Genomic DNA, 23487 nt, shown 5'->3' on the forward strand with positions numbered 1-23487 from the left:
CGTGTTAGAATAATTTTTCAAATTGAAGGGCAGAAATAGACAGGGGGAATCATAGTGGTAGAATTGGGAATTTCAACATTTGGGGAAACAACGTAGCTAGAAGGGACTGGGCGGGCTTACAGTCATGCTGAACGTATTCGCCAGTTGATGACAGAGATTGAACTAGCTGACAAGGTTGGTTTGGACGTGTATGGGATTGGCGAGCACCATCGGGAAGACTTTGCGGTATCTGCGCCAGAAATTATCCTGGCAGCTGGGGCAGTCAATACCAAGAAAATCCGTTTGACCAGTGCAGTCAGCATTCTCTCAAGTATGGACCCTATTCGTTTGTTCCAACAATATGCTACTATCGATGCTTTGTCAAATGGACGAGCGGAGATTATGGCTGGGAGGGGTTCTTTCACGGAATCTTTTCCCTTGTTTGGATATGATTTGAAAGACTACGAAGCCCTCTTTGATGAGAAATTAGACTTGCTCCAGTTAGTCAATGAAAAGACAAAACTAGACTGGCAAGGTCGATTGACCCAAACGATTTCTGGCAAAGAAGTCTATCCCCGTCCAGTTCAGGACAAATTACCCTTGTGGATAGCGACAGGTGGTCATGTCGAATCAACAGTGAAGATTGCTCAGGCAGGTCTACCGATTGTATATGCCATTATTGGTGGTAATCCACGTTATTTTAAAAAGTTGATTCAGGCTTATCGTGAGATTGGGAGCGAAGCGGGTCATGCCAGCCATGAGCTAAAGGTTGGGGCTCATTCTTGGGGTTGGATTGCTGAAGATGGCGAGCAGGCGGTGAAAGATTATTTCCATCCTACTAAGCAAGTGGTGGATGCTATTTCCAAAGACCGCCCGCATTGGCAGGAATTGCGTTATGAGCAATATTTGGAGCAGGTAGGACCAAATGGCGCCATGTTTGTGGGCAATCCAGATCAGGTGGCAGAAAAATTAATTCGCATGATTGAGGATTTAGGTTTGGATCGCTTCATGCTCTACCTACCGCTTGGCTCCATGCCTCATGATCAAGTTCTGAGAGCTATTGAACTCTTCGGCACGCAAGTGGCTCCAAAAGTACGGGCTTACTTTGCCATGAAAGAGGCTTAATAAAAAATACTAATCAAACTGATAAAAAATCTATATAACAACTATTTTAAAAATCAATAAATAGAAAAGAATCTCTGAAAAGCTAGTAAAATCAAGCTTTTCAGAGATTCTTTTCGTTATTGATATAAATAATCTCAATCAAGTCGATAGTCAATATATATTGGGAAAAGGCGAAAAGGAGTGGTAAGATGGTTTCAATCCAAATGGAAGGAGAAAAGTATGACAAGTAAAAGAGAACTAGTTTTTAGAGCCATCCGAGGAGAAGAGGTGGAACGGGTTCCTGTTGGCTTTTGGTTTCATTTTGTAACACTGGAGGAAAAAGGACAAGGTCTAAATAATCCACGTATCTTTCAAAAAAGTGTAGAGGGACATCGGAAATACATTGAAAGAATTCATCCTGATTTTGTCAAAATGATGAGTGACGGCTTTTTCATTTATCCAAGTAATGTCTATAGTCCGTTGGTCTCAAGTGTTCAGGAGTTGGCTTCTATTGAGTCAATTGGTGAAAACCATCCTTGGATTCAGCAACAAGTAGAAGTGGTACAAGCCATTCGCGCAACCTTCACTGAGGAGATTGCTTCATTCTACAATATCTTTTCTCCGATTTCCTACCTGAAACGTTGGTTTCGTACAGAAACTTCTAGAGGTGATAAGGAGGTTGCAGATCTTTTTCTTGAAAATCCAGAGCTATTCAGGGAGATTTTAGGTGTGATAGCTGAGGATATCGCTATCCTAACCAAGGCAATCATTCAGGGTGGTGGAGCAGATGGGATTTACCTCAGTACACAAGAAATTCAGGATGAGCGCATCACAGCAGAATTGTATCAGACCTATATTGAGCCAAGCGACATAAAAGTTTTAGAAGCTGCTAATCAGGTAGGCGGGGTAAATATCCTGCATATCTGCGTTTTCCAAGGCGCCAGTAACGATGTGACTATTTTCAAAGATTATCCAGCCCAGGTTTTCAACTGGGCAACCCACCATGAAGCAGTCAGTTTGCCTCAAGGTCAGGAGCTATTTCATGGCAAAGCGGTCTTGGGTGGTTTTGAAAATGGGAAGCAGAGCCTGCTTTATGGAGGTAGCAAGGCTGAACTACAAGAGGAAACTAAACGATTGTTAGCTGAGGCTGGGACTAGAGGAGTCCTTCTTGGAGCGGATTGCACAGTTCCAGATGACTTTGAATTAGAAAGATTGGACTGGATTCGTCAGGCTGCTGTTCTATAATAGGAGGGCCTTATGAAAAGAAAAAAGTGGCTATTGGCGGGGATGGTCCTCGGCTTTGTAATCTTACTTGTGATCAGTCTTAGCAAGGGATTGACTTGTAAGGAAGGGCCGAGATGTCATGGAATTCAGGATTTTCAGAAAGGAAGTCTTCCTTTTATTCAAACCAATGATATTGCCAGTGTTTTATTAGTTGAAAAAGAAAGAAACGGAGAATAGAGATGTCAGAAAAAAGAGAATGGGTTTTAAAAGCATTTAGAGGAGAAGTAGTTGATCGTGTGCCAGTTGGTTTTTGGCACCACTTTACATCAGAAGAGGAATGGTTAAAGGGGTTTTCAAATCCTGTGATTATTGAAAAGAACATACAAGGTCACAAACGTTTTATCCGTGAACTAAATCCAGACTTTATCAAGTTGATGAGTGATGGCTATTTTGCTTATCCAAATCCAGTTATCGGTAAAGGGAAGTCACTCCAAGAGTTGGCAGAGATTCAACCTCTGGGTGAAGATCATCCGTGGATTAGAGAGCAAGTAGAATTGGTGAAGAAGATTAAGCAGGAGTTTACGGAAGATATTGTTGCTATTTACAATATATTTGCTCCTGTGACCTACCTCAAATGGTTGCTTGGAGAAGTGTCTGGTGGAGATGATCTCATTGCAGATTTCTTAGTTCAAGATCCTCAGAAATTAAAAAAAGTCCTCGATGTGATTGCGCAAGATATCGCGAGCTTGAGTCAAGCTATTATTAGAGATGCAGGGGCAGACGGTATCTATCTCAGTGTGCAAAGCATTCAGGATGCGCGTGTTTCTGTTGAAGATTATCAGGAGATTATTGCGCCTAGTGAACTGACCGTTTTAAATGCAGCTAAATCGGTTGGCGGGCTCAATATCCTTCACGTCTGTGGCTATGAAGGAGCTCGAAACGATATCCATATCTTCGCTGACTATCCAGCTCATGTTTTTAACTGGGCAGTTGGTCCAGAAGGGATTAGTCTAAAAGAAGGTCGTGAGATTTTCAAGGGGCGTACTGTTTTGGGAGGATTTGAAAACGGAAAAGATGGCCTTCTATATCGAGGCAGTAAGGAAGAAATTCAAGCTGAAACCAAACGCTTGATAGAAGAAACAGGAAAAGATGGCCTCATACTTGGAGCAGATTGTACCATTCCGAGCGATATTGCAGTGGAGCGTATCCAGTGGGTGAGAGAAGCATTAGCTAAATAAAGGAGAAAAATATGAGTAAGAAAACATGGATTATTGGTGGGGTTGCGGTTGTGGCAGTGCTTGGAGCAACAATTATTGGTAGAACTTTGGCAGGAGCCTCTGCTAAAGGTGCAGATGCAGCTTCATCTGGACAAGTGACAACTTTGAAGGTTGCCCATACCCAAAACTATGTCCCTTATGATTTTATTGACGAAAAAGGGGAATCAGATGGTTATGAAGTCGCTGTTTTAAAGGCGGTTGATGAGAAATTAGCAGATTATAAATTTGAGTATACAGGAACTAGTGATGATGATCTCTTGATCGGACTTGAGTCTGGCAAGTACGATATTGGGACAAAAGGTGCTTGGTACACAGATGAACGGGCTAAAAAATTCATCATTCCATCTGAACCAGTAGGTGCCAGCATTATTGGTTTTACTGTCAGAAAAGAAGATGAAGCCAAATATAAGAATATTGATGATTTTGCCAAAAATAAAGGAAAATTAGTACCAATCTCTCCTCAAAATGCCCAGTGGAATGTCATCAATAGTTATAATGAGAAGCACAAGGATACACCGATTGAGTTGACAGCTGCTGAATCTTTCAAAGTGGCAGATGCTTATGCTTGGGTTTTAGAAGGACGTTACGATGCCTTCTTTGATATCAAGCTTTCTTTTGAAAAAGCAGTGACAGCTGAGGATGGTTCTTACCACCAATATGTGGACAAACTTAGCTGGTTCCCTTATAAAGGAATTCCAACCTATCCATTGATTCACCGTGATGAAAAGGGCGAGAAGTTTGCTAAAGAATATGAAAAAGCTATTAAAGAATTAAAAGAAGACGGTACTTTAGCTAAACTTTCTCAAAAATACTTTGACGAAGATGTCTTTAGTTACGTTGATAAAGATTAGATAAGCAATCAGGCATGTTAGAAAGAGGTTTACATGGTTTCATATGATTTTTCAAGAGTGTTCCAATTTTTACCCACCTTATGGCAGGCTCTTCCTATGACCTTGTCCATTCTCTTTTTTACTACAATCCTTGGTTCCATTTTCGGTGGTCTATTGGCTTGGACTCAAGTGGGAGAAGATAAGACTTTTGCAGGTCTTTCTAAGAGCTATATTTTCACTCTTCGCTGTACTCCCCCCATTGTCTTACTGTTTTTAGTTTTTTATGGTTTACCTGAATTTTTAAAATGGTGGTTGAATTTAGATATCAATAACTGGTCTAAAACGATCTTCGTATTATTTACCATGGTCTTGCTGTTTGCGGCTACCATTGCAGAAGTGTTTAAGGCGTCTTATCAGGCAATTCCAAAAGGTCAGATGGAAGCTGGAGTCAGTATTGGTCTGACACCTAGTCAGACATTCTGGAGAATCATTTTTCCACAGGCATTTCAAGTGGCTCTTCCAAATATGACGACCGCTATTCTAAATTTGATGCGAGACGCTGCCCTAGCTTATACGATTGGTTTTGTAGATGTCATGGGGGCTGGCAATCTCTTAATCAGTCGCAATTTGGGGAATTACTCTCTTGAAACCTATACAGCGGTTGCCATTCTTTATTGGAGTGTAGCCTTGGCTGTTTCCTTCTTGAGTCGCTTGTTAGAAAAATCTTTGGAAACGAAAGGGAGATAGGATATGGATTTAGACTATATTGCAAAAACCTTTTTAGAGACCTTAAAAGGGGTACCGACCACCTTGATTATTATGATTGTAGCCATGGTCTTAAGTTTTGTACCAGCCTTGTTTTTAGCGCTGGGGCAAATATATAAAGTAAAAGGTGTTCGAACATTCTCCCTCGTGTATCTAGCTTTTATAAGAGCGACACCTCCGATTTTACTGATTCTTTTCTTCTATAGTTTGTTTCCCAGCTTGCTCAATCAATTTCTCAAAAGCATAGGAAGTGATGTTGACATCTTTAAACTCAATCCCATCTATTATGCTTTTATTATCTATAGCTTGATGACAACAGGTAGTTTATCAGAAATCTTACGTTCGGCTATTTTGACTGTGGATAAGGGACAATTAGAAGCTGCACAAGCGATTGGATTGAGCAATAGGCAGGCCTATGTGAGGATTGTTTTTCCACAGGCCTTGCGGTCGGCGCTGCCCAATCTGGCTAATCTAGTCATCAATATTGTAAAAGGAACCTCTTTGGTCTTTGTGATGACCATTAAGGATATTACAGCCATTGCCCGTGTTGAAGCCTCTTATGGTTATCAGTATTTTGAATCTTATTTTGTGATCTTTTTACAGTACATTCTTATTTGCGGATTGATTCAGTGGGGATTTTCAATCTTAGAGAAACGCTATATTCGAAGAGAAAAGGGACAAGTAGCGTCCAGTACAGGTTTAGCATAGGAGGAGACAATGTTACAAGTAGAACATGTTGCAAAAAAATTTGGAGACAGACAAGTCCTAGAAGATGTTAATCTCAAGGTCAACCAAGGGGATGTGGTTGTAATCTTGGGGCCATCTGGATCAGGAAAAACGACTTTTCTCAGATGTCTCAATCATTTAGAAAAGGCTGATAGTGGTTCTTTGAAACTTGCTGACAAAGACTACGACCTTGGCAAATTGACTAAAAAAGATATCTTGGAAATTCGCCAAAAGACCGCTTTTGTTTTTCAACATTATAATTTATTTGCCAATAAAACAGCCTTGGAGAATATTTTAGAGGGCTTGATTATTGCTCGGAAAATTCCTAAGGAAGAGGCAATCAAACGTGCGGAAGCAGCCTTAGAAAAAGTTGGTTTACTGGCTTATAAGGATTACTATCCATCTCAACTTTCTGGAGGCCAGCAACAACGAATCGGTATAGCTCGTGCAATTGCTGTGAAACCAGAGGTCATTTTATTAGATGAGCCAACGTCAGCCTTGGATCCAGAGTTGGTAGGGGATGTTTTGGATGTTTTAAAACAGTTAGCAAAAGAAGGGGTTACTATGGTAGTAGTGACTCATGAGATGGGCTTTGCCAGAGATGTAGCCAATCATGTCATTTTTATGGATGGTGGGAAGATTGTTGAAGAAAATAATGCTCATGAATTCTTTAGTCGTCCAAAAGAAGAACGAACCAAGCAATTTTTGGCACGAATCCTTTCGGATGCGACCTATAGTGTGGAATATATGATTTGATAGATAGGATTATCAGGGGAAAATCAATCCCCCGTGCGTTGAGGCTCGGGGGATTTTTCTATAGGAGGGCTAGTTTATACTCTTCGAAAATCTCTTTAAACCACGTCAACGTCGCCTTGTCGTACTCAAGTACAGTCTGCAGCTAGTTTCCTAGTTTGTTCTTTGATTTTCATTGAGTATTAGTTCTCTTTTTTGTTTTTTAGTAAGAAACCAAGACCTAGAAGGGCAAGGATACTGATTCCTGAAAGCAGGAGTTTGTTATCGTTTTTGGTTCCTGTATTTGGAAGTTCAGCTTGTTTAGCTAGGGGAGCAGCTATATTTTCCTTGATAGAGTTGTCTACCGATTCGTTTTGAACAGCTTCACTTACAGATGATGGTTGTGCTGTTTGAGCTGGTTGTGTTGCTTGTGAATCAGTTGTAGCTTGGTTAGGTGTATCTTTTGCATCAGCTACTTTTGCATTTGGTTTAGTAGAGTTAGGTTTAGCTTGTGGAGCTGGATCTTGATGTTCAGGTTTGTCTACTCGGTCTGAAATATTGTCTTGGACATTATTTTGATTTTGTTCTTGTTTTAAGCTGGAAAGGTCAAATTCTGGTTTTTCTTCTACAGCTGGGGCAACAATGGCGCCGCCTTGAGCAATTCGAAGGACAGTAGCTGTAAGGGCGTTTAATTTCAAGCCTTTTTCAGTCCATTCAAGTCCTTTCGGGTTGGCAATCCCTACTGGTCCTGCTTGGTTTTCATCTGCCAGGACTTCAGCCTTTCTCAAGTGAGCAAATGCTGTTCCTAGAGTAAATTCGCGAGCTTTTTCATCCGCATTGACAAAGACTGCATATATATCTCCATTTGGAGCAGTGATTTGGTAGCCAATGACCAAGTCCTCTGCTTCAATTCCATCTTTTTCAGGAACAGTAATGAGGCGGACACGGTCTTTGATATCTTGTAGACTCTTGAGTCGGAAGGCGTCTGTAGATTGACGAAGGGCGATCAATCCTTTCATGTAGTCACGGCTCTTGACATTTTCAGGATATGCTTTGCCATCTGTAGCCTTGATCCAATCAAACTTGTTGACAGCATCACTAGAGTCGTAAGAGTCATGGATAAAGTAAGGATAGACAAATGGCTTGCCGTCCTTGTCACGCAATAAGTGAGACTTGTTTGGAACCTTATCCTCTGGAACAGGAGTCTTGTAGGCTGGGTCTAGGAATTGTTTGGTGCGTCCGTATTCCTGACCAGAGTGGATAAACGGAGTTCCTTGGGCAGTCAAGACCATGAGATTTCCAAGTCGCAAACGACGATGGATTTCAGCGTAGTTTTCCGCCTTGCTTGGGTCTTTTTTGATAGACTGGGCAATGATGTCAAAGAGGGTCAAGTTATCATGGGCTGCGATATACTGGATTACATCTCCAGGACTGTCTGCTTCAAAGTTAGTAGGTTGAGCAATGAGATTTTTAAAGATGGTATTGATATCGCGTTTTCCACCTGTGATAAAGGCAGGTTGGCCTTCGTTTGGATAACCAGATTTGAGATTGTTACGGATGTCATCTGAAAAGACAGCGACAGTATCAGTTTTCTTCATCCAAGACTGGTCAGCAGGTTGTACAGGCGTATTTTCATCACCAGTATAGGTTCTCCAGCCTTCACCTAGCATGATAAGATTTGGATTGAGGGCGCGTGCAGCCTTGTAAGCTTCTTCGACAGAAGCTGCATCATGATCTCCCATCATATCGAAACGGAAACCATCTACTTTGTAGGTATTAACCAGATACTTGATAGAGTCAACCAAGACACGTTTGGACATGTAGTGGGTTGTTCCTAGACGACCACCACCAAAGCTAGTACGAGGTGTTCCGTCTGCGTCCATGAAGTGGTAGTAGTTTGGCTCAAGGTCTTCAAAGATATCGATATTGGCAGTATGGTTGTAAACTACGTCTAAGATAGCACCCATACCACGTTTATGGATCTCGTTGATGAGTTTTTTAAATTCTGCGATACGTTTTTCTGGATCCTTAGGATCACTTGAGTACATACCAGTCAAGGAGAAGTAGTTTTGAGGGTCATATCCCCAGTTGTAGTTACTGTTACTTGAAGCATAGTCGGACAAGCGTTCATGGTTCTTCAATTCATTGACAAAGTAGTAAGACAAGACTGGAAGGAGCTGGATATGGGTTACCCCTAAGTCTTTGAGGTAGTCTAGTTTTTCAATAAAGGCTTCAAAGGTACCAAATGGTTTGGTCAAGTCTTTTGCAATGGCAGGATCTGAAGTGAAGTCACGCACATGAGCTTCGTATATAACGGCGTCTTCTCGACTCTTGAAGTTGTGAATCTTACCATAAGTCAAGTCTTGTGGGCATAGTTTAGCTGGATCTACAAAGGCAGCTTTAGCCACTTTATGGGCATCGTCAATCTTGGCATCGTCACTATTCCAAGCGGCGAGGGACTTAGCGTAAGGATCGAGTGCAAGAACAGTTTTACCTTGACGCTCGATTTGGTATTGATAATAGTATCCAGTGAAATCTGTGATGCCTAGTTTGTTTGTGCTATCTAGAGTTTGTTTCCAAGTTCCTCTTTCCCCTTTTTCAAGAGCGACAGTTCCAACCACTTTTTCAGGGTCATTCTTGTCGTAGACAACGACAGAAACCTTATCAGCACTTGGAGACCAGAGGGTCAAATCAACTTGTTTTCCTTCTTCTTTTAGGTCAGCTCCAAGTTTGCCATCATAACTGTAAGTCTCATCTTTCAGGCGCCAGCTTGTTTTGGTAGTGAATTGGTCGGAATTGTAGCTAACGGTATAAGGGTGTTTTGTATCAGAGAAGTCTCCGCTGTAGGTCACTTTCTTACCAGCTTCATCGATTGCGACATCAGTAATAGCTACTTTGTTTCCTAGGTGATTAGTGATGTTAGAGTGCTTGAGGATATCCTCTTTTTTAGCACCGACAAGTGTTGAAAAACTACTTTCAATGCTAGAAGTTCCTACGTGTTGAGCACCAGTCATGCGGATATCGTGCACATAGTATGGGTTTGTGTAAATCGATTCATCATCGTCTTTTAGGAAAATTTGGCTATGATTTTTCAAATCTGTGAATTTATAATCTTCTTTACGGATTTTCACGTCGTCTCCTTGTTTGCTCTCATCAAGTAATAAAAAGCCGAATTCTTTGGCGGCGTCCTTAAGAGGAATGTCGATATAGCGACCGTATTTACCTGTAGCCGTAAAGTCTGTTCCGTCAGGCCATTGAGCGCTACTTGGATTTTTCACATCTCCCCAGTACCAGAGAGATTTCTTGTCATAGTTGCCATCCGTGCGGTAGTAGTTGACGCGAACAGTCCCTGCAGGTTGTGGTTCGTAAGAGAAAACCTTGTAATCTTGATCCAACCAAGCCTCATTCATCTTTGGTGCCAGTTTTTCGGCCGATTTATCGCCAGTTAGATTTTTCCCAGCTGTATTATTGATGAGGAAGCTAATTTTTTTGGCTTGTTCTCCCTTTAATTTGACATCTAGGTAATAACCGTAGTCATCTTTTTTGGCATCCTTGAAGGACAAGGCTCCGTTTGGCCAATTTTCAGATGGTTTTTCAACATCGTCCCAAGTCCATAGTCCTTGAGCATCCTTGTTTTCCTCAGGAAGTTTTTTAACATGGATACGGAAGTAGTTGTCTTCGATTGGCTCTTCTGCCTTAGTTTCAGTTGTTACTGGATTCGTAGAAGTAGTTGGCTCATTTGAACGATCTTGCCCGGTTTATGGGGCTGAATCGGCTGGAGTTGCAGCAGGAGTTGGTGTTTCTGTTGTAGGTTTTTCTTCTGTTTTCTCTAGGGAAGCGTTTGTATTTTTAGGTGAAGAAATATCACTTTCCTTCTTACCAGGGTTAACTGCTGTATCAGTAGTTGGTTGAACAATAGTGTTCGGCGCTTCTGTACTAGCTGTTGTGTTTTCGTTGGCTGAGATAGTTGGTGTAGCCATAGCAAGTAGGACAAGGCTTGCTCCAATAAGGACAGAACCAGTTCCATTCTTGAGGGAACGGATGCTGTAGATCATTTTTTTCTCAGTGTGAGACGGTGTTTTTCTCATAATCATTATCCTATCAAATGAAATTCTTTATCAGTATAGCACTTAGTAAAACAATATGCAAGCGTTTTCCTAAAATTGAAATAAAAGAAAAAAACGCAACAGATTTTGCTACGATTTAGCCAGTCTTTTTCATAGGAAAAGATTTTGTTAAAAAATCGTCAATCCCCTTGAAAAATCTAGCTGAATAGGGTATAATATAAAAAATCATTTGTCGTAGGTTTTGTCTGAAATATTGTCCAGACAAGGCTCACAGCAGTTAAATCTTCTTACAAAAGTCAGATTTAGCTGCTCTTTTTGTGCTTTTTTTCAGGTTTTTTAGTGTTTGTAACAAAGATTTAAAAATTCTGAAAATTAGTTAAGGGGGATAAGGTGATAGAAGGTTTACAACCTTTTGACGATAATCAAAGGCCTAGACGACTAGGCTTGAAACTTTATTTTAAAGGAGAATCATCTTGGCAGGACATGACGTTCAATACGGGAAACATCGTACCCGTCGTAGTTTTTCAAGAATCAAAGAAGTTCTTGACTTACCAAATTTGATTGAAATTCAAACAGATTCATTCAAAGATTTCCTAGATCACGGTCTTAAGGAAGTATTTGAAGATGTATTGCCAATTTCAAACTTCACAGACACAATGGAGTTGGAGTTTGTAGGCTATGAGATCAAAGAACCAAAATACACGCTAGAGGAAGCACGTATCCACGATGCAAGCTACTCAGCACCTATCTTTGTAACCTTCCGCTTGATTAACAAAGAAACTGGTGAAATCAAGACTCAGGAAGTCTTCTTTGGGGACTTCCCAATCATGACTGAGATGGGGACCTTCATCATCAATGGTGGTGAGCGTATCATCGTATCACAGTTGGTGCGTTCTCCAGGTGTTTACTTTAATGATAAAGTAGACAAAAACGGTAAAGTGGGCTACGGTTCGACTGTTATCCCTAACCGTGGAGCTTGGTTAGAGCTTGAAAGCGACTCAAAAGACATCGCCTATACTCGTATCGACCGTACTCGTAAGATTCCATTTACAACCTTGGTTCGTGCTCTTGGTTTCTCAGGTGATGATGAAATCTTTGATATCTTTGGTGATAGCGAATTGGTTCGTAATACTGTTGAAAAAGATATTCACAAGAACCCAATGGACTCTCGTACAGACGAAGCTTTGAAAGAAATTTACGAACGCCTTCGTCCGGGTGAGCCTAAGACTGCTGAAAGCTCACGTAGCTTGCTTGTGGCACGTTTCTTTGATCCACGTCGCTATGATTTGGCAGCTGTTGGTCGTTACAAAATCAATAAAAAACTCAATGTTAAAACACGTTTGCTCAACCAAACCATTGCAGAGCCATTGGTAGATCCTGAAACTGGTGAAATCTTGGTGGAAGCTGGGACAGTTATGACTCGTAGCGTTATTGAAAGTATCGAAAGTCATTTGGATGGCGACTTGAACAAGATTGTCTACATTCCAAATGATGCTGCTGTAGTAACAGAACCAGTTGTTCTTCAAAAATTCAAGGTTGTTGCACCAACTGATCCAGACCGTGTTGTAACTATTATCGGTAATGCTAATCCAGATGACAAGGTTCGCATCGTAACTCCTGCGGATATCTTGGCTGAGATGAGCTACTTCCTCAACTTGGCTGAAGGTATTGGTCGTGTGGATGATATCGACCACCTTGGGAACCGTCGTATCCGTGCTGTTGGTGAATTACTTGCTAACCAAGTACGTCTAGGACTTTCTCGTATGGAACGTAATGTCCGTGAACGTATGTCTGTTCAGGACAATGAAGTCTTAACACCACAACAAATTATCAACATCCGTCCTGTAACAGCTGCGGTTAAAGAATTCTTTGGTTCATCACAGTTGTCACAGTTCATGGACCAGCACAACCCTCTTTCTGAGTTGTCTCACAAACGTCGTTTGTCAGCCTTAGGACCTGGTGGTTTGACACGTGACCGTGCAGGATATGAAGTACGTGACGTGCACTACACTCACTATGGTCGTATGTGTCCAATCGAGACACCTGAAGGACCGAACATCGGTTTGATCAACAACTTGTCTTCATACGGACACTTGAACAAATATGGTTTTGTTCAAACACCATATCGTAAGGTTGACCGTGAAACAGGCAAAGTAACTAACGAAATCGTTTGGTTGACTGCCGATGAAGAGGATGAATTTACTGTAGCGCAGGCTAACTCACGCCTTAACGAAGATGGCACATTTGCTGAGAAAACAGTTATGGGACGTCATCAAGGGGTCAACCAAGAGTACCCAGCTAGCGTTGTAGATTATATGGATGTATCACCTAAGCAGGTAGTTGCCGTTGCGACAGCATGTATTCCTTTCTTGGAAAACGACGACTCCAACCGTGCCCTCATGGGTGCCAACATGCAACGTCAGGCTGTTCCTTTGATCAATCCCAAAGCACCTTACGTTGGTACTGGTATGGAATATCAAGCAGCCCATGACTCAGGAGCTGCAGTGATTGCACAACATGGTGGTAAGGTTACCTATGCGGATGCGGACAAGGTAGAAGTTCGTCGTGAAGATGGTTCATTGGATGTTTACCATATCCAAAAATTCCGTCGTTCAAACTCAGGTACTGCCTACAACCAACGTACCCTTGTTCGAGTTGGTGATCTTGTAGAAAAAGGCGACTTTATCGCAGATGGACCTTCTATGGAAAATGGAGAAATGGCGCTTGGACAAAACCCAATCGTTGCCTACATGACATGGGAAGGTTACAACTTCGAGGATGCCGTTATCATGAGCGAACGCTTGGTGAAAGACGATGTTTATACATCTGTCCACCTTGAAGAATATGAATCAGAGACTCGCGATACAAAGCTTGGGCCTGAAGAAATCACTCGTGAAATTCCAAACGTTGGTGAAGATGCCCTTAAAGACCTTGACGAAATGGGTATTATCCGTATCGGTGCTGAGGTTAAAGAAGGGGATATCCTTGTAGGTAAAGTCACACCTAAGGGTGAAAAAGATCTTTCAGCTGAAGAGCGTCTCTTGCACGCTATCTTCGGAGACAAATCTCGTGAAGTTCGTGACACTTCCCTTCGTGTACCACACGGTGCCGATGGAGTTGTTCGTGATGTTAAGATCTTTACACGTGCAAATGGAGATGAATTGCAATCAGGTGTTAACATGCTGGTTCGAGTTTACATCGCTCAAAAACGTAAGATCAAGGTCGGAGATAAGATGGCCGGACGTCACGGAAACAAAGGGGTTGTATCTCGTATCGTTCCTGTAGAAGACATGCCTTACCTTCCAGACGGAACTCCAGTCGACATCATGTTGAACCCACTTGGGGTGCCATCACGTATGAATATCGGTCAGGTTATGGAGCTCCACCTTGGTATGGCAGCTCGTACCCTTGGTATTCACATCGCAACACCAGTCTTTGACGGAGCAAGTTCTGAAGATCTTTGGTCAACTGTTAAGGAAGCAGGTATGGATAGCGATGCTAAGACGATCCTATACGATGGACGTACTGGTGAACCATTTGATAACCGTGTGTCAGTTGGTGTCATGTACATGATCAAACTTCACCACATGGTTGATGATAAATTGCACGCACGTTCAGTCGGACCATACTCAACCGTTACGCAACAACCACTCGGAGGTAAAGCTCAGTTTGGTGGACAACGTTTCGGTGAGATGGAGGTTTGGGCGCTTGAAGCCTATGGTGCATCAAATGTCCTTCAAGAAATCTTGACTTACAAGTCTGACGATATCAACGGACGTTTGAAAGCTTATGAAGCTATTACAAAAGGAAAACCAATTCCAAAACCAGGTGTTCCAGAATCCTTCCGAGTTCTTGTTAAAGAATTGCAATCACTTGGTCTTGACATGCGTGTCCTTGACGAAGATGACCAAGAAGTGGAACTTCGCGACTTGGATGAAGGAATGGACGAAGATGTCATCCACGTAGATGACCTTGAAAAAGCCCGCGAAAAAGCAGCCCAAGAGGCTAAAGCAGCCTTTGAAGCTGAAGAAGCTGAAAAAGAAACAAAAGCGGAAGCAACAGAAGAAGCTACTGAACAAGAATAAGTAGCTCACTTAGAATAGAAAGGGAAGAAATAGTGGTTGACGTAAATCGTTTTAAAAGTATGCAAATCACACTAGCTTCTCCAAGTAAAGTCCGTTCATGGTCTTATGGAGAAGTCAAAAAACCTGAAACAATCAATTACCGTACGTTGAAACCAGAACGTGAAGGACTATTTGACGAAGTCATCTTTGGTCCTACAAAAGACTGGGAATGTGCTTGTGGTAAGTACAAACGCATTCGTTACAGAGGGATTGTTTGTGACCGTTGTGGTGTTGAAGTAACGCGTACAAAAGTTCGTCGTGAACGTATGGGACACATCGAGTTGAAAGCTCCTGTATCTCATATCTGGTATTTCAAGGGGATTCCAAGCCGTATGGGCTTGACCCTTGATATGAGTCCTCGTGCACTTGAGGAAGTTATCTACTTTGCAGCTTATGTGGTGATCGATCCGAAGGATACACCACTTGAGCACAAATCAATCATGACAGAGCGTGAATACCGTGAGCGCTTGCGTGAATATGGCTACGGATCATTCGTTGCTAAAATGGGTGCCGAAGCTATCCAAGACCTCTTGAAACAAGTAGATCTTGAAAAAGAAATTGCTGAACTCAAAGAAGAGTTAAAAACAGCTACTGGACAAAAACGTGTCAAAGCTATCCGTCGTTTGGATGTTTTAGACGCTTTTCACAAGTCTGGCAACAAGCCTGAATGGATGATTCTCAACATCCTTCCAGTTATTCCACCAGATCTTCGTCCAATGTTGCAGTTGGATGGTGGCCGTTTTGCCTCATCTGATTTGAACGACCTATACCGCCGTGTTATCAACCGTAACAACCGTTTGGCTCGTTTGCTTGAGTTGAACGCGCCAGGTATCATCGTTCAAAATGAGAAGCGTATGCTTCAAGAAGCGGTTGACGCTTTGATTGACAATGGTCGTCGTGGTCGTCCGATCACAGGGCCAGGTAGCCGTCCACTGAAATCATTGAGCCACATGCTCAAGGGGAAACAAGGACGCTTCCGTCAAAACTTGCTCGGTAAACGTGTTGACTTCTCAGGACGTTCTGTTATTGCCGTTGGTCCAACTCTTAAGATGTACCAATGTGGTGTGCCACGTGAAATGGCAATCGAGCTCTTTAAACCATTCGTTATGCGCGAAATCGTTGCTCGCGATATCGTTCAAAACGTTAAAGCGGCTAAACGCTTGGTAGAACGTGGAGATGAACGTATCTGGGATATCCTCGAAGAAGTTATCAAAGAACACCCAGTACTTCTTAACCGCGCACCTACCCTTCACCGTTTGGGTATCCAAGCCTTTGAACCTGTCTTGATTGACGGTAAAGCCCTTCGCTTGCACCCGCTTGTCTGTGAAGCCTACAATGCCGACTTTGACGGTGACCAAATGGCCATCCACGTACCACTTTCAGAAGAAGCCCAAGCAGAAGCTCGTATCTTGATGCTTGCTGCTGAGCATATCTTGAACCCTAAAGATGGTAAACCAGTTGTTACTCCATCTCAGGACATGGTTTTGGGTAACTACTACTTGACTATGGAAGAAGCTGGTCGTGAAGGCGAAGGTATGGTCTTCAAGGACCGTGACGAAGCTGTCATGGCTTACCGTAATGGTTATGTTCACCTCCACTCACGTGTTGGTATCGCAACAGATAGCTTGAACAAACCATGGACAGAAGAGCAAAAACACAAAATCTTGCTTACAACTGTAGGTAAGATCCTCTTCAACGATATCATGCCAGAAGGACTACCTTACTTGCAAGAGCCAACTAACGCTAACTTGACAGAAGGTGTTCCGGCTAAGTACTTCTTGCCACTAGGTGGAAATATCAAGGAAGCTATCGATGGACTTGAACTCAATCCACCATTCAAGAAGAAAAACCTTGGAAATATCATCGCTGAAATCTTCAAACGTTTCCGTACGACAGAAACATCTGCCCTACTTGACCGTATGAAGAACCTCGGTTACCACCATTCAACTCTTGCAGGTTTGACAGTAGGTATTGCTGATATTCCAGTCGTTGAAGACAAGGCTGAAATTATCGAAGAATCACACAAACGTGTAGAACAAATCACAAAACAATTCCGTCGTGGTATGATCACAGATGACGAACGCTACAATGCTGTTACAGCTGAATGGCGTGCTGCCCGTGAAAAACTCGAGAAACGTTTGGTTGCCAACCAAGATCCTAAGAACCCTATCGTTATGATGATGGACTCTGGAGCCCGTGGTAACATCTCAAACTTCTCACAGCTTGCCGGTATGCGTGGTCTGATGGCTGCTCCGAACGGACGTATCATGGAATTGCCAATCCTTTCAAACTTCCGCGAAGGTTTGTCAGTACTCGAAATGTTCTTCTCAACTCACGGTGCCCGTAAAGGTATGACTGATACGGCCCTTAAGACAGCCGACTCAGGTTACTTGACTCGTCGTTTGGTTGACGTTGCCCAAGACGTTATCATTCGTGAGGATGACTGTGGAACTGACCGTGGTCTCTTGATCCGCTCTATCACAGAAGGTAAAGAGATGATTGAGTCTCTCGAAGAACGTCTCAATGGTCGTTACACTAAGAAAACTGTTAAACACCCAGAAACTGGTGCAGTTATCATCGGTCCAAATGAATTGATTACAGAAGACAAGGCGCGTGAAATCGTCAATGCTGGTGTTGAAGAAGTGACTATCCGCTCTGTATTTACATGTAACACTCGTCATGGTGTCTGCCGTCACTGTTACGGTATCAACTTGGCGACTGGTGATGCGGTTGAAGTTGGTGAAGCAGTTGGTACAATCGCTGCCCAATCTATCGGGGAACCTGGTACACAGCTTACAATGCGTACCTTCCACACGGGTGGGGTTGCCTCAAATACCGATATCACTCAGGGTCTTCCTCGTGTCCAAGAGATCTTTGAAGCCCGCAATCCTAAAGGGGAAGCAGTCATCACAGAAGTCAAAGGGGAAGTTACAGCAATCGAAGAAGATGCTTCAACTCGTACTAAGAAAGTCTTCGTTAAAGGTGAAACTGGCGAAGGCGAATATGTGGTACCATTCACAGCACGTATGCGTGTAGAAGTTGGCGATCAAATCTCTCGTGGTGCAGCATTGACAGAAGGTTCTATCCAACCAAAACGTCTCCTTGCTGTACGTGATGTCTTGTCAGTTGAAACTTACCTCCTCGGTGAAGTACAAAAAGTTTACCGTAGCCAAGGGGTAGAAATCGGTGACAAACACATCGAGGTAATGGTTCGTCAAATGATCCGTAAAGTCCGTGTCATGGATCCAGGGGATACAGACCTTCTCATGGGTACTCTCATGGATATCAACGACTTTACAGATGCCAACAAAGATGTTCTTATCGCAGGTGGTGTTCCAGCGACTGGTCGCCCAGTCCTTATGGGAATTACCAAAGCCTCACTTGAAACAAATAGTTTCTTGTCAGCTGCTTCCTTCCAGGAAACAACTCGTGTCCTTACAGATGCGGCTATCCGTGGTAAGAAAGACCATCTCCTTGGTCTCAAGGAAAATGTTATCATCGGTAAGATCATCCCAGCTGGTACTGGTATGGCTCGCTACCGTAACCTTGAACCACAAGCAGTCAACGAAGAAGAATACCTTAATCCTCCAGTAGAGGAAGAAGGAAATGAAGAAACAACAGAAGTAGTTGTGGATACTGTCGTTGAAACTGTGGAAGAAACAGTAGAATAAAAGAGAATTGAGAGAGCCTTCGGGTTCTCTTTCTCTTTTCTGAAAACTTTCTCCGTTTTTCCATGAAATGTGGTAAAATAAAAGAAAGAAGCTGACAAAGGAGACGGGTATGGAACAAACATTTTTTATCATTAAACCAGATGGTGTAAAAAGAGGACTAGTGGGTGAAGTGTTGAAACGCATCGAACAACGTGGCTTTACAATCGAAAAATTGGAGTTGCGTTCACAGATTTCAGAAGAGCTGATTGACCAGCACTATAAGGACTTGGTTGGACAAAGTTTTTACCCACCGATTCGTGAATTTATGACTTCAGGACCGGTTCTGGTGGGTATCATTTCTGGACCTAAAGTAATCGAAACTTGGCGGACCATGATGGGTGCGACTCGTCCAGAAGAAGCTTTACCAGGAACTATTCGAGGTGATTTTGCAAAAGCTGCTGGAGAGAACCAAGCTATTCAAAATGTTGTACATGGTTCAGATTCAGAAGAGTCAGCTAAGCGAGAAATTGCACTTTGGTTTGAAGAGAAATAGTAAAAGTTTGATGTAAGGGTTACTTGCATCAAATTTTTTTGCATTTTAGACTAGAAAACTGACAGTTGAGAAATATTCTAGCAACGGTGAGAATTTCTATCCTATAATAAGAGCAAGTAATACTCTTCGAAAATCTCTTAAAACCACGTCAGCTTCGCCTTGGATTATATAGGTGACTGACTTCGTCAGTTCTATCTGCAACCTCAAAACAGTGTTTTGAGCTGACTTCGTCAGTCTTATCTACAACCTCAAAGCGGTGCTTTGAGCAACCTGCGGCTAGTTTCCTAGTTTGCTCTTTGATTTTCATTGAGTATAAGGGAGGAAGAATGATGGAAAAAATGAAAAAGCAAATTCGTGTTTTGTTATTGCTGACAGTTTTTGGTCTTAGTAGCTGTTCTAGTTTAAGTTTATCGACTTGGTCCTTGTTGTTAAATCAAAACTGTTTCTATTATTTAGTTGGCATGTTGCTTCTTGCCAGTATTGGTGCAGGGCTAAACTACTATAGTGGACAGCGAAATCAATCTTATTCAGTTTTTAAGGAAGATAAGCAACAATTCTTGTATAGTCTCTTGCTCTTAGTAAACATTTTGGGTTTAGCTTTAATTGTCATAGAACATATCATTGTAGGAAACACATACGTAGAAGGGATTGTGGAAGCCTTTCTACCAAGTTTCTTTTTCTTATTTGGTATTGATTTGTTAGTTTTTCTGCCGATTCAGAAGTATGTACATGGATTGAAAAAGATTTTGGGTAAGAAGGAAATGTGTTTTATTAGTGGAATAGCTATTCTAATCTTTCTCAGAAATCCTTGGATGCTATTATCCATGACCTTTTATATTACCTTGGGAATGCTATTTCTAGGACTATTGGTGCCCAAAGTCATTCGCTGGGAAGTTTCATTTTACAGCCATTTGATGAGAGATATCTTATTAGTTGTCTTCTTGCTGTTTCTATTTTAAGAACAAAAGAAGAGATGGTCCAAGTTTTGCAATTTATAATATGGAATTCACAGATAATATCTCGACAAAGAACAACTTTTTGGTATAATAGAAATATGTACACTAAAAACGAAGAAGAGTTACAGTCCTTAGGTGAGCGTTTGGGCTGTTTATTAGAAAAGAATGATGTTTTAATTCTAACTGGCGAACTTGGAGCAGGTAAAACGACCTTTACAAAAGGCCTTGCTAAGGGATTACAGATTTTTCAGATGATTAAGAGTCCAACCTACACTATCGTGAGAGAATATGAGGGCCGTCTTCCTCTTTATCATTTAGATGTTTACCGTATTGAGGGAGATGCGGATTCTATTGATTTGGATGAATTTCTCTTTGGTGGCGGCGTGACTGTCATCGAGTGGGGCCATCTTTTAGGTGAAGCCTTACCCGATGCTTATTTAGAATTGGAAATTCTAAAAGAAGAAGACGGTCGCAGGCTGAATTTTCAAGCAAAGGGTTTGCGTGCAGAAAAACTCTTAGAGGAGCTTCAACATGGAGTATGAATTGCTCATTAGAGAAGCAGAACCTGGTGATGCTGCTGAGTTAGTGACATTTTTAAATCGTGTGAGTTTGGATACAGATTTTACTAGCCTAGATGGGGATGGTATTCTCTTGACCAGTGAGGAGATGGAAATATTTCTCGACAAGCAAGCTAGTTCGGATAATCAGATAACCTTACTTGCATTTTTAAATGATAAAATTGCTGGCCTTGTAAATATCACAGCTGATCAGCGCAAGAGAGTTCGTCATATTGGAGATCTTTTTATTGTGATTGGTAAGAAATATTGGAATAATGGACTTGGAAGTTTGTTACTTGAAGAAGTTGTAGAGTGGGCACAGGTTAGTGGCATTCTTCGTAGACTTCAACTCACTGTCCAAACTCGTAATCAAGCTGCAGTTCATCTTTATCAAAAGCATGGCTTTATAATTGAAGGTCGCCAAGAGCGTGGAGCATATATAGAAGAAGGGAAATTTATCGATGTTTACTTAATGGGTAAACTGATAGATTAGTAGAAATATGGTTAAAAAAATTATTGGGATGGTGCTAGCTTTTCTAGCTGTGACAGTTTTGGGTGTAGGTGTTTTTGCTTACACTATTTATCAGCAAGGTACAGAGACTTTGGCAAAAACCTATAAAAAAATAGGGGAAGAAACCAAGGTTATTGAAGCAACAGAACCTTTGACCATTCTGTTAATGGGGGTTGATACTGGGAATGTAGAGCGTACAGATCAATGGGCTGGAAATAGTGACAGTATGATTTTGCTGACCGTCAATCCGCACACAAAGAAAACGACGATGTTGAGTTTGGAACGTGATATTCTGACTAAAATCCAGCATAAAGATGGTAGTATTGAAGAAGCGAAGCTAAACGCTGCCTATGCTGGTGGTGGAGCAGAATTAGCTATTTCAACTATTCAAAAGATGATGAACCTCCATATTGATCGCTATATTATGGTCAATATGCAAGGATTGCAACAATTAGTAGATGCAGTGGGTGGTATTACGGTTAATAATACACTAGGTTTCCCAATCTCTATCAGTGACCAAGAAGAATTTAATACTATTTCTATTGGTGTTGGAGAACAGACAATAAATGGAGAAGAAGCGCTTGTGTATTCACGCATGCGTTATCAAGACCCAGAAGGAGACTACGGGCGTCAGAAGCGTCAGCGTGAAGTCATTCAAAAAGTTGTTGAAAAAGTTCTTAGTTTGGATAGTATCAGTCACTATCAGTCTATTTTAAAAGCCCTAAGTACTAATATGCAGACTAATATTGATTTATCTGCGAAAAGCATTCCAAGCTTGTTGGGCTATAAAGATTCATTTAAAACGATTGAAACCCAACAATTACGAGGCGAAGATGCTGAATTGCAAGGAACATCTTATCAAATCGTAACTGCTAACCATTTGTTAGAAATCCAAAATCTCTTGAGAACTTCACTTGATAAACCGAAGGTGACAGAGTTAGAGACAAATGCAGTCTTATATGAAGAGCTTTTCGGAAATCAAAATGGTATCGGTTTGGGGACAGGTACGATTAATAGTACAAGAAATCAAGAGGATGTAGAATAATCTAATTTATAGTTGGAATCGTGGGAAATTTCCTGCGATTTTTTCAAAAAAATACGAATAGATAGGTAGGAGGAAACATGAAAGCAGAAATCATTGCTGTTGGAACAGAGATTTTGACAGGACAGATTGTCAATACCAATGCCCAGTTTTTATCGGAAAAACTAGCTGAGATTGGGGTAGATGTTTATTTTCAGACAGCTGTAGGAGACAATGAAGCTCGTCTATTGTCTTTGCTTGAGATTGCCAGTCAACGTAGCAGTCTGGTGATTTTGACAGGTGGTTTGGGACCGACGGAGGACGATTTGACCAAACAAACCCTAGCTAAATTTTTAGGAAAAGAATTAGTCTTTGATCCTCGGGCGCAGGAGAAGCTGGATGTCTTTTTTGCCCAGAGACCAGACTATGCCCGAACACCGAATAACGAAAGACAAGCTCAAATTGTAGAAGGGGCGACTCCACTGCCAAACGAAACAGGGTTGGCTGTGGGAGGCATTTTGGAAGCCAATGGAGTGACCTACGTCGTCCTTCCAGGTCCGCCAAGTGAAATGAAACCTATGGTCTTAAACCAACTTCTACCCAAGTTGATGACAGGGAGCAAGCTGTATTCCCGAGTTCTTCGTTTCTTTGGAATTGGTGAGAGCCAGCTGGTTACGATTTTGGCTGATTTGATTGATAATCAAACCGATCCGACCTTGGCACCTTATGCTAAGACAGGAGAGGTAACCTTACGTTTGTCAACAAAAGCTAGTAGCCAAGAAGAGGCGAATCAAGTGCTGGATATCTTGGAAAATCAAATCTTAGGTCACCAAACTTTTGAAGGCCTTTCTTTACGAGACCTTTGTTATGGTTATGGGGAGGAGTCCAGCTTGGCCAGCATTGTGGTAGAGGAACTGAAAAAACAGGGGAAAACCATCACGGCTGCCGAAAGCTTGACGGCAGGTCTTTTTCAAGCTAGTGTGGCTGATTTTTCGGGTGCTTCAAGTATATTTAAGGGTGGTTTTGTGACTTATAGCTTGGAAGAAAAATCAAAGATGTTGGATATTCCTGTCAAGGATTTGGAAGAACATGGTGTGGTGTCTGAATTTACAGCTCAGAAGATGGCTGAGCAGGCACGAATCAAGACTCAGTCTGATTTTGGAATTAGTTTGACTGGAGTGGCAGGACCAGATAGCCTAGAAGGACATCCAGCTGGGACAGTCTTTATAGGTTTGGCACAAGAGCAAGGAACTGAGGTCATCAAGGTTAATATTGGAGGCAGAAGTCGAGCAGATGTACGTCACATTGCGGTTATGCATGCCTTTAACCTCGTTCGCAAGACTTTATTAAGTGACTAACTTTTGATATAATAGTAGATAGGTCTGAAGACTATTAGAATGTAGGAGAATAG

Annotated in this window: 15 protein-coding genes and 2 pseudogenes; 16 read left to right on the forward strand and 1 reads right to left on the reverse strand. The window is 41.9% G+C overall.

Features of this window, described 5'->3' with window-relative positions; all coding sequences use genetic code 11:
* The first annotated feature begins 54 nt into the window (after positions 1 to 54).
* From QM959_RS07765 to QM959_RS07800, 8 genes and pseudogenes are all read left to right on the forward strand, one after another.
* A pseudogene (locus tag QM959_RS07765) lies at positions 55 to 1104 on the forward strand (LLM class flavin-dependent oxidoreductase).
* A gap of 219 nt (positions 1105 to 1323) precedes the next feature.
* Positions 1324 to 2328 carry a uroporphyrinogen decarboxylase family protein gene (locus tag QM959_RS07770; RefSeq protein ID WP_414372523.1) on the forward strand — a complete coding sequence of 335 codons (1005 nt, stop codon included), beginning with the start codon at positions 1324 to 1326 and terminating at the stop codon, positions 2326 to 2328.
* Positions 2329 to 2340: 12 nt separating this feature from the next.
* Positions 2341 to 2544, forward strand: a complete 204-nt coding sequence (locus QM959_RS07775; RefSeq protein ID WP_414372525.1) for a hypothetical protein — start codon at positions 2341 to 2343, stop codon at positions 2542 to 2544.
* Positions 2545 to 2546: 2 nt separating this feature from the next.
* The gene (locus tag QM959_RS07780) at positions 2547 to 3545 is read left to right on the forward strand and encodes a uroporphyrinogen decarboxylase family protein (protein ID WP_414372527.1); all 999 of its coding nucleotides are present in this window, start codon (positions 2547 to 2549) and stop codon (positions 3543 to 3545) included.
* A gap of 11 nt (positions 3546 to 3556) precedes the next feature.
* Positions 3557 to 4435, forward strand: coding sequence for a transporter substrate-binding domain-containing protein (locus QM959_RS07785; RefSeq protein ID WP_414372528.1), 879 nt, complete (start codon positions 3557 to 3559; stop codon positions 4433 to 4435).
* A gap of 33 nt (positions 4436 to 4468) precedes the next feature.
* Positions 4469 to 5161, forward strand: coding sequence for an amino acid ABC transporter permease (locus tag QM959_RS07790; protein ID WP_414372530.1), 693 nt, complete (start codon positions 4469 to 4471; stop codon positions 5159 to 5161).
* A 3-nt stretch (positions 5162 to 5164) separates the two neighbouring features.
* Positions 5165 to 5887, forward strand: a complete 723-nt coding sequence (locus QM959_RS07795; RefSeq protein WP_414372532.1) for an amino acid ABC transporter permease — start codon at positions 5165 to 5167, stop codon at positions 5885 to 5887.
* A gap of 9 nt (positions 5888 to 5896) precedes the next feature.
* A complete protein-coding gene (locus tag QM959_RS07800; protein WP_414372533.1) occupies positions 5897 to 6661 on the forward strand; it encodes an amino acid ABC transporter ATP-binding protein in 765 nt (254 codons plus the stop codon).
* 179 nt (positions 6662 to 6840) lie between these two features.
* On the opposite strand, the pseudogene QM959_RS07805 reads toward QM959_RS07800, so the two are convergent.
* Positions 6841 to 10725 (reverse strand): annotated as a pseudogene (locus QM959_RS07805) (pullulanase).
* A gap of 452 nt (positions 10726 to 11177) precedes the next feature.
* Between QM959_RS07805 and rpoB the strand changes: the two are divergent.
* From rpoB to QM959_RS07845, 8 genes are all read left to right on the forward strand, one after another.
* Positions 11178 to 14789: a DNA-directed RNA polymerase subunit beta gene (rpoB, locus tag QM959_RS07810; RefSeq protein WP_414372535.1), complete on the forward strand. Its 3612-nt coding sequence runs from the start codon at positions 11178 to 11180 to the stop codon at positions 14787 to 14789.
* 32 nt (positions 14790 to 14821) lie between these two features.
* Positions 14822 to 18499 carry a DNA-directed RNA polymerase subunit beta' gene (gene rpoC / locus QM959_RS07815; protein WP_414372536.1) on the forward strand — a complete coding sequence of 1226 codons (3678 nt, stop codon included), beginning with the start codon at positions 14822 to 14824 and terminating at the stop codon, positions 18497 to 18499.
* 109 nt (positions 18500 to 18608) lie between these two features.
* Positions 18609 to 19031 (forward strand): nucleoside-diphosphate kinase, encoded by a 423-nt coding sequence (gene ndk, locus QM959_RS07820; protein WP_414372538.1) that lies wholly within the window; start codon positions 18609 to 18611, stop codon positions 19029 to 19031.
* Positions 19032 to 19360: 329 nt separating this feature from the next.
* Complete coding sequence (locus tag QM959_RS07825; RefSeq protein ID WP_247935042.1) at positions 19361 to 19990, forward strand: competence protein; 630 nt, start codon at positions 19361 to 19363, stop codon at positions 19988 to 19990.
* Between the two features lie 95 nt (positions 19991 to 20085).
* Complete coding sequence (gene tsaE, locus QM959_RS07830) at positions 20086 to 20529, forward strand: tRNA (adenosine(37)-N6)-threonylcarbamoyltransferase complex ATPase subunit type 1 TsaE (protein WP_414372539.1); 444 nt, start codon at positions 20086 to 20088, stop codon at positions 20527 to 20529.
* Positions 20519 to 21037, forward strand: a complete 519-nt coding sequence (locus QM959_RS07835) for an N-acetyltransferase family protein (protein ID WP_414372540.1) — start codon at positions 20519 to 20521, stop codon at positions 21035 to 21037. The genes tsaE and QM959_RS07835 overlap by 11 nt, the downstream gene beginning before the upstream one ends.
* A 7-nt stretch (positions 21038 to 21044) precedes the next feature.
* Positions 21045 to 22100 carry a biofilm formation/cell division transcriptional regulator BrpA gene (gene brpA / locus QM959_RS07840; protein WP_414372542.1) on the forward strand — a complete coding sequence of 352 codons (1056 nt, stop codon included), beginning with the start codon at positions 21045 to 21047 and terminating at the stop codon, positions 22098 to 22100.
* A 77-nt stretch (positions 22101 to 22177) separates the two neighbouring features.
* A complete protein-coding gene (locus QM959_RS07845; protein ID WP_414372544.1) occupies positions 22178 to 23434 on the forward strand; it encodes a competence/damage-inducible protein A in 1257 nt (418 codons plus the stop codon).
* Positions 23435 to 23487 lie beyond the last annotated feature (53 nt).

This window comes from Streptococcus mitis (genome assembly GCF_047459985.1).
Lineage (GTDB): Bacteria > Bacillota > Bacilli > Lactobacillales > Streptococcaceae > Streptococcus > Streptococcus mitis_DZ.